This window comes from Pseudomonas sp. R15(2017), from assembly GCF_002112685.1.
GTDB lineage: Bacteria > Pseudomonadota > Gammaproteobacteria > Pseudomonadales > Pseudomonadaceae > Aquipseudomonas > Aquipseudomonas glycinae.
The window spans coordinates 1-537 of sequence record NZ_NEII01000033.1 but is presented as its reverse complement, the minus strand read 5'-3'; the positions used below and the strand labels follow the sequence as shown (position 1 = coordinate 537).

1 protein-coding gene is annotated in these 537 nt (G+C 59.0%); it reads left to right on the top strand.

Translation table 11 applies throughout. The features are described from left to right. Positions 1–537: immunoglobulin-like domain-containing protein (locus tag CAF77_RS28705; RefSeq protein WP_176244027.1), on the top strand; the 537-nt coding region annotated here is incomplete at both ends.

Sequence of the window (537 nt, the reverse complement as noted above, 5' to 3'; positions counted from 1 at the left end):
TCCGGCGGTAATTACGAAAATCTGGTGGCCGACAAGACTCCGGTTTCGACCACGGTTACCGACGTTGCCGACACCACCAACCTGACCCTGAGCGCCACTAGCACCGTCGCCGAGGGTGGTTCGATCGTTTACACCGCGACGCTGAGCAATCCTGCGGGTACGCCGGTGAGCGTGACGTTGAGCAACGGCTCCGTCATCACGATTGAAGCGGGTAAAACCACTGGCACCGTGACCGTTCCAGCACCTGCCGATGACGTTTACAAAGATGCCGGCAAAGTCGAAGTGACCATCAAGGATGCGTCCGGCGGCAACTTCGAAAATCTCGTTCCAAGCACCGTTCCGGCGGTGACTGAAGTCACCGACACCATCGACACCACCAACCTGTCGCTGACCGCGACTGGCTCAGTGGCCGAAGGCGGTTCGATTGTTTATACCGCAACCCTGACCAATCCTGCCGGCACCCCGGTGACCGTAACCTTGAGCAATGGCTCGGTCATCACCATCGACGCTGGTAAAACCACCGGCACCGTGACCGTT